This window comes from Mesorhizobium sp. M7A.F.Ca.CA.002.05.1.1 (assembly GCF_003998335.1).
Taxonomy (GTDB): domain Bacteria; phylum Pseudomonadota; class Alphaproteobacteria; order Rhizobiales; family Rhizobiaceae; genus Mesorhizobium.
Window position 1 is genome coordinate 1 of sequence record NZ_RZQI01000236.1, and the last position, 7,393, is coordinate 7,393.

Here is a 7,393-nt window from a genome sequence, read left to right on the forward strand (position 1 = left end):
ATCTCTACCAGCGCCGCGAGAGCCTGAAGCTCGACGCAGAGACCCTGCGGGTCCTGGAAAAGACCTGGAAGGGTTTTGTCCGCTCCGGCGCCAAACTCGATGCCGACGGCAAGAAGCGGCTGGCCAAGATCAGCGAGGAATTGTCCTCGCTCGGTACCAGCTTCGGCCAGAATGTGCTGGCCGACGAGAGCGACTGGGCACTGTTCCTCGATGAGGCCGACCTTGCCGGCCTGCCGGACTTCGTGAAAAGCTCGATGGCCGAAGCCGCCGAGATACGCGGCCAGAAGGGCCGCTACGCCGTCACCCTGTCGCGCTCGATCTACGAGCCGTTCTCGACCTTCTCCGAGCGCCGCGATCTGCGCGAGATCGCCTTCCGCGCCTTCACCATGCGCGGCCAGAATGGCGGCGCCACCGACAACACGAACGTGGTGCGCGACATGCTGCGCCTGCGCGCCGAGAAGGCAAAGCTGCTCGGCTACGCCTCCTTCGCCGCGCTGAAGCTCGATGACACCATGGCCAAGACACCGAAGGCCGTGCACGCGCTGCTCGACCCGGTGTGGGAAAAGGCGCTTGAGAAGGCAGCAAGCGACCAGATCGAATTGCAACGGTTGGCGACGGAGGCCGGCAGCAACGAAAAATTCGCCGCCTGGGACTGGCGCTTCTACCAGGAGAAACTGCGTGCGGAAAAATTCGCCTTCGACGAGGCGGAGCTGAAGCCCTATTTGCAGCTCGACCGCATCATCGACGCTTGCTTCGATGTGGCGACACGGCTGTTCGGCATCACCTTCGAGGAGAAGAAGGGCATCGCTGCCTGGCACCCCGACGCCCGCGTCTTCGTGGTGAAAAATGCCGATGGCAGCGAGCGCGGCCTGTTCCTCGCCGATTATTTCGCCCGGCCCTCGAAGCGCTCCGGCGCCTGGATGAGCGCGCTGCAGTCCGGCTACAGGCTCGGCCACGGTGCGAGCCCGGTGATCTACAACATCATGAACTTCGCCAAGCCGCCGGCCGGCGAGCCCGCGCTGCTGTCGGTCGACGAGGCGAAAACGCTGTTCCACGAATTCGGTCATGCTTTGCACGGCATGCTGACCGATGTCACCTGGCCCTCGGTTTCGGGCACCTCGGTCAGCCGCGATTTCGTCGAACTGCCCTCGCAGCTCTACGAACATTGGCTGACCGTGCCGGCGGTGCTGGAAAGACACGCGCTGCATGTGAAGACCGGCAAGCCGATGCCCAAGGCGCTGCTCGACAAGATGCTGGCCGCGCGGACTTTTGGCGCTGGCTTTGCAACAGTAGAGTTCACCGCATCCGCGCTGATGGACATGGCTTATCACGCACGGCCGGATGCGCCTGAAGCACCACTTCGTTTCGAAACCGAAACGCTTGCAGAGCTGCACATGCCGGACACCATAGCCATGCGTCACCGCACCCCGCATTTCGGCCACGTCTTCTCCGGCGACGGCTATTCGGCCGGCTATTATTCCTACATGTGGTCGGAAGTGCTCGATGCGGACGCTTTCGCCGCCTTCGAGGAGACCGGCGACCCCTTCAACCCGGCGCTCGCCGAACGGCTGCGCAAGAACATCTACGCCGCCGGCGGTTCGAAGGATCCGGAAGAACTCTACACCGCATTTCGCGGCAAGATGCCGTCGCCCGAAGCGATGATGGTGAAGCGGGGATTGGTGTAGCACCGGATAATCTCCCCCCTCGAGGGGGAGATGGCCGCGAAGCGGCCAGAGGGGGTCGGTTCGACCGGGCTCGGCCTGCTGCGGCAGAAGAAGGTTGGCGCATTACGTCAGGCGACCCCCTCTGTCGGCTTCAGCGACATCTCCCCCTCAAGGGGGGAGATTGCCTGCATCCTTCCAAGGATCCGCAACCCTTGGCCACACCGGCCTTGTCAGCTTCTTGTAATCGGTCACCGCCGGATTGCTGGGATACGAACTCGGCGCCGAGACATAGATGATCTCGGCGGCGATCGGCTCGAAGCCGGCGTAGAAATGGTTGGTCGACTTGATCAGCAGCATGTCCTTGGCCATCGGATCGACGCCGATGTTGGAAAAGATATCCGGCTCGAAGGTCTGTGTGCGGTTGGTGTTGAGAATGATGTCGACCTCGGTGCCTTCGAGGCGGACCAGCGCCGTCGGCCCCAGCGTCACCCGGCTTGGCCCGAAACTCTGCCAGCCCTCCGCAACCGCTTTCAGCACGCGCACGCGCGCGTCGATCGGCTCGCCTGCCTGCGGCCCGGCCTTGCCGCCGAAGCGCAGATCGATGACCGCGCCTTCGCCCGCCGCCAGGCAGAAGGTGACCGCGATCGGATCCCAGATCGTCGCCACGGCGAACCTGTCCAGGCCACGCGCCAGCATCTGGCGCAGCACGAAGGTGCCGTCGCCGGGCACACCGCCGCCGGGATTGTCCCAGATATCGGCGATGACCACCGGCTTGCCCGGATTCTCGGCGCGCACGGCCAGCGCCCGGTCGATGCCGTCGGTGGCGCTCAGCATCGTCATCGCCGTCTTTTCGCGCAGCGCGTAGAGTTCCCGCCCGAGCCTTTCCGCCAGCGCGTCACCCTTGGCCTTGTCATCGTCGGTGACGACCAGGATGCGTGTGCCCATTTCGGCCACGTCGGCCGCCATGAAGCCATGGATGACGGAGACCGACAGCACGCCGTCCTTGCCGTGCAGCGCCTTGATGCGGTCGACGAAGGAGCGCATCGGCTCGCGGCTGGTCGGCAGCACCTGGATCATGCGGCAATCGAAGGTCGAGATGACCGGCTTGATCTCGCCCCTCGCCGCCGCAAGGCCAAGCTCGACGACGTGTTCGCCGCGCTCGTAGAAATCGGTGTGCGGAAATTCGAGGAAGTAGGCGAGGATGTCGGAGGCCGCCACGCGCTTCGGTGTCAGATGGCTGTGCGGATCGAGTTCCACGGCGATCACCACCTGCGGCCCGACCATTGCGCGAACCCGTTCGAGCAAGTCGCCTTCGCAGTCGTCATAGCCTTGCGCCACCATGGCGCCATGCAGGCCGAGGATGACGGCATCGACCGGCAGCGCTGCCTTGAGCTGGCCAAGGATCTCGTCGCGCAGCGCCTCATAGGTCTGCCGTTGCACCAGGCCGCCCGGCTCCGCCCAGGTGGCGGTGCCCTCGATGACATCGAGGCCTTCGGCCGCTGCCCGCCGGCGCAGCGCCACCATCGGCGAGGAGCACAGCGTCGGCGTGTCCGGATGTTTGCCGGGCCCGGCATAGAAGGCCATCTCGAACGAGGCCCTATCGGTCGGCACCGGCGAGAAGGTGTTGGTTTCCGTCGCCAGCGAGGCGGTGAAAATGCGCATGAAAGCTCCGTCCGTGAATAGGCGTTATTTGACCGCCCCGAGCGCCAGCCCGCGAACGAGGTAGCGCTGCAGCCAGATGAACAGGATGGCCACCGGCAAGGTCGCCAGCAACGTCGCGGCCATGACGTGGTGCCATTCGATGGTGTAGCGGCCGGCGACCAGCGAAAACACCTGGATCGGCAGCGTATAGCTTTCCTGGCTGCGCAGCATGGTGAGCGCCACGACGAATTCGTTCCAGGCATTGATGAAGGTGAAGATCGCGGTCACCGCGATCGCCGGCAGGCAGAGCGGCAGGAACACCTTGCGCAAGGTCAGCCAGCGGCCGGCGCCCTCCATCCAGGCGGCTTCCTCGAGATCGCGCGGAATGGTGTCGAAATAGCTCTGCAGCATCCACACCGTGAAGGCGACGTTGAAGGCCATGTAGATGAAGCCGAGCGCCGTCGTGCTCTCGACCAAGCCCCAGGCCGCCATCAGCCGGAACAGGCCAAGCACCAGCACGATCGGCGAGATCATCTGCGAAATCAGCAGGAACTGGCGCAAGGCGCCGTAGCCGGCAAAGCGGAAGCGCGACATCGCATAGGCCGCCGGAACCGAGATCAGGATGGCGCCAACCGTGGCGATCACAGACACGTAGAGCGAATTGAGCAGCGCCTGGCCAAAGCCGGTCGCCACCCACATGTCGGAAAAATTCGACCAGCGGAATTCGCTCGGCCACCAGGTCGGCGACAGCACTTCCTGCCTCGGCTTGACCGCGGTCAGGAACATCACCGCGAAGGGAAAGAGCGTCACCACGATCAGCGGCGCCAGCAGCAGCCAGGCGATGATGGAGCGTTTCAGCTTGCTCGTCATGTGCGTTGCTCCCGCATCGCCAGCCGCACATAGATCATGGTGAAGACCAGCAATATGGCGAACATCACCAGCGACACCGCCGATGCTTCGCCCAGCTTGCCGATGCGGAAGGCCAGCTTGTAGAGATGGGTGACCAGGATATCGGTCGAGTTGGCCGGGCCGCCCTGCGTCATCACCCAGATGATCGGGAAGGAATTGAAGACGTAGATGGTGTTGAGCACGATGGCGATGTTGATGAACGGTTTCAGGAGCGGAAAGGTGATTTCGCGGAACTGCTGCAGCGGCGTCGCCCCTTCGAGCGCCGCCGCCTCGTAGAGATCGTCCGGAATCGACGACAGCCCGCCGAGAAAGATCGTCGTCGTGAACGGCACCGTCACCAGGATACCGATCAGCACCTGCATCGGGAAAGCGGTCTCGGCGCTCGCCAGCCATTGGATGTTGTGATCGATGAGCCCGAGGCCGATCAGCGCCGAATTGAGCATGCCGCTTTCGCCGCTCAGCGCCCAGCGCCAGACCACCGCGGTCATGGTCAGCGACACCGCCCAGGGCAGCATGATGATGACGCGGGCGATGCCGCGGCCATAGAAATCGGTGTTGAGGATCATCGCCACCGGGATCGACAAGAGAAGCGCACCGCCGACCACCATCACCGTCCATTGGCCGGTGCGCCAGAGCGCGGCCGTGAAATCGGGATCGGCAGCGAGTGCCGCGAAATTGGCGAAGTCGTTGAAGTCGCGAAGCTGGCCGAAGCGGCTGACCTCATGCGTCGAGATCTGGATCAGGTCCCAGACCGGCCAGAAGATGACCACCGCCGCCAGAAACAGGCTGGGCAAGGTCAGGAGATAGGGCAAGAAACGATTTTGCATCTGCTGGCCTGCAACCTCGGCGTGCTGGATCAGAAGGTTCTGCTTATGCGAATTTCGGATCCGCCGCACCGGGCCGGGAACCTAGGTGTGGCGCGCCCCGCCTGAGTCTGGGGCGCGCCACGGGCGCAGGGAGATACGCCCTATTTCTTCAGCACGGCCTCTATTTCTTCAGCACGGTGTTGGCCTTGGCGGCCGCGTCCTTCAAGCCCGCCTCAGGGTCGCCGCCGAGATAGATCTTCTGCATGGCGTCCGACGTGATCTGGGCGACTTCTTCCCAGCCCGGAATGACCGGCGCGAAGCGGGCGTCGGGCAGCAGCGCGGTGAACGCCGCCAGATCGGCATTGTTGACGTAGTAGTCCATCTTGGCCTCTTCCTTGTTCACCGGCAGGAAGCCTTCGCCTTGCGTGAACTTGGCGCGCTGTTCCGTGGTGAACAGGAAATCGAGCAGCTTCCAGGCTTCGTCCTTGTTCTTGGAGTTCTTGAACATGATGATGGAATCGGTCACGCCATAGGTGCCGCGCGCGCCGGTCGGGCCGGCGGGGATGGCTGCAACGCCGTATTTCAGGTTCGGCGCCTCGTCCTTGATCTGGTTGGACAGGAAGGGTGCGGTGATCATCATGCCGACCTTGCCCTGCTTGAACAGGTTCTGCACGTCTTCGCGGTTGTTGGAGGTGACGCCGGGTTCGGTCAGGCCTTCGTCGATCATCGACTTGTAGAGCTTGGCGGCCTCAAGCGCACCTGGCGTGCTCAGGCCCGAAGTGCCGTCCTTGTTGAGGATCTCGGTGCCCTGCGACCACATCGCATAATAGTAATAGACGTCGGTCTCGATCTCCTTGCCCTGCAGGCCGAAGCCGAACGTGCCCGACCCCAGCGCCTTGATCTTGCGCGCATCTTCCTGCAGCTCGGTCCAGGTTGCCGGTGGCTTGGCGATGCCGGCTTTCTCGAACAGCTCCTTGTTGTAGTACATGGCGCGCGCCGAGGCCGCGATCGGCAGGCCGTAGGTCTTGCCGTCCATGATCGAGGGCGACAGGAAGGTGTCGATGAAGCGATCCTTGAAGTCGGGCTTGATGTAGCCGTCGAGCGGCTCGGCGACATCCTGCTGGACGAAGTCGATCAGCCAGCGCGTGCCGATGATCGACAGATCGGCATTGGTGCCGGCGGTGATGTCGGTGGTCAGCTTCTGCAGCAGCACATCCCACGGCACCACTTCGAACTTGACGCTGATGCCGGGGTTCGCCGCCTCGAATTCCTTCTTGACGTCGGCGAAATAGGGAGCAGTCTTGGCGCTGTACTCGGCCACGGTGACGCGCACCTCGCCCGCATCCGCCTGCGCCGCAATTGCCAGCATGCTCATTCCGGCCATCAGGCCGACAGTCCATTTTGCAAGGCTCATTTGATCTCTCCCATTGGTGTTGCGCCTGCGCGCCTCTCCGTGCCGGAGCAGAAGATTTATGTGACTTTCCTACATTATCGATGATTTGAAGGCTTACAAGCGGATTATTGTGTTGCTTAATTACATTTACAGGCCTAGGCCTTATGCGATCTGTCAGAACTCCCGGAGGATGACGCACGGTGGTTTCGCAATCCGAGTTCGAGGGCAGGGCCGAGTTCGAAGGCAGGGCCGAGTTCGAGGGCAAGACCGTCGTGGTGACGGGTGCCGGCGGCGGGCTCGGCACGGCCATCGTGGCGCTGATAGCGCAAAGAGGCGCCAGGGTCGTCGGTTGCGATCAGTCAAGCGAGGCGCTGAACAGTCCGCACCTTGCCTCCCGCCATGTCTTCGATCTTCTCGACAAGGCATCGATAGCGACGGCGATCGGCGCGATCCTCGACCGGGATGGTGTGCCCGACATTCTCATCAACAATGCCGGCTGGACGCGTGCCGAGACGATTTCGGCGCTCGATCCCGACAGAATAGAGCAGGAACTCGATCTCAACCTGACTGGCGTGATGAATTTCGCCGACCCGCTGGTCAAGGCGATGGCTGGCCGCGGCTCGGGCAGCGTCGTCTTCATCTCCTCGGTCAACGCCATCGCGCATTTCGGCAATCCGGCCTATGCCGCCGCCAAGGCCGGCATCAACGCCTATGCCAAGGCGATCGCCGTCGAGCTCGGCCGCAGCGGCCTGCGCGCCAATGTCGTTTGCCCCGGATCGATCCGCACCGCCGCCTGGGACCACCGCCTTGCCAAGGATCCCGAAATCCTCGGCAAATTGCAGCGGCTCTATCCGCTCGGCCGCATCGTCAACGCCGCGGAAGTGGCGGAAGCCGTCGCCTTCCTTGCGTCCGATCGCGCATCGGGAATAACAGGCGTGGTGATGCCCGTGGACGCGGGACTGACCGCCGGCTGCCTGCCC

The 7,393-nt window shown here is 63.4% G+C and carries 6 protein-coding genes; 2 read left to right on the forward strand and 4 right to left on the reverse strand.

Annotation, left to right across the window (positions count from 1 at the left end):
- Positions 1-1,685 (forward strand): M3 family metallopeptidase (locus EN939_RS14265; RefSeq protein ID WP_164750991.1); only part of this gene is annotated, 1,685 nt, incomplete at its 5' end.
- A 147-nt stretch (positions 1,686-1,832) separates the two neighbouring features.
- Here EN939_RS14265 and EN939_RS14270 read toward each other — a convergent pair.
- The 4 genes from EN939_RS14270 to EN939_RS14285 form a co-directional block, all read right to left on the reverse strand.
- Positions 1,833-3,326, reverse strand: coding sequence for a M81 family metallopeptidase (locus EN939_RS14270; RefSeq protein ID WP_127268519.1), 1,494 nt, complete (start codon positions 3,324-3,326; stop codon positions 1,833-1,835).
- Between the two features lie 24 nt (positions 3,327-3,350).
- Positions 3,351-4,175, reverse strand: a complete 825-nt coding sequence (locus tag EN939_RS14275; RefSeq protein WP_013528984.1) for a carbohydrate ABC transporter permease — start codon at positions 4,173-4,175, stop codon at positions 3,351-3,353.
- On the reverse strand, positions 4,172-5,041 hold the full coding sequence (locus EN939_RS14280) for a carbohydrate ABC transporter permease (protein ID WP_023811708.1): 870 nt from the start codon (positions 5,039-5,041) through the stop codon (positions 4,172-4,174). The genes EN939_RS14275 and EN939_RS14280 overlap by 4 nt, the downstream gene beginning before the upstream one ends.
- 160 nt (positions 5,042-5,201) lie before the next feature.
- Positions 5,202-6,434 carry an ABC transporter substrate-binding protein gene (locus EN939_RS14285; protein ID WP_127268520.1) on the reverse strand — a complete coding sequence of 411 codons (1,233 nt, stop codon included), beginning with the start codon at positions 6,432-6,434 and terminating at the stop codon, positions 5,202-5,204.
- A gap of 179 nt (positions 6,435-6,613) precedes the next feature.
- Between EN939_RS14285 and EN939_RS14290 the strand changes: the two genes are divergently transcribed.
- Positions 6,614-7,393 (forward strand): SDR family oxidoreductase (locus EN939_RS14290; RefSeq protein ID WP_127268521.1); only part of this gene is annotated, 780 nt, incomplete at its 3' end.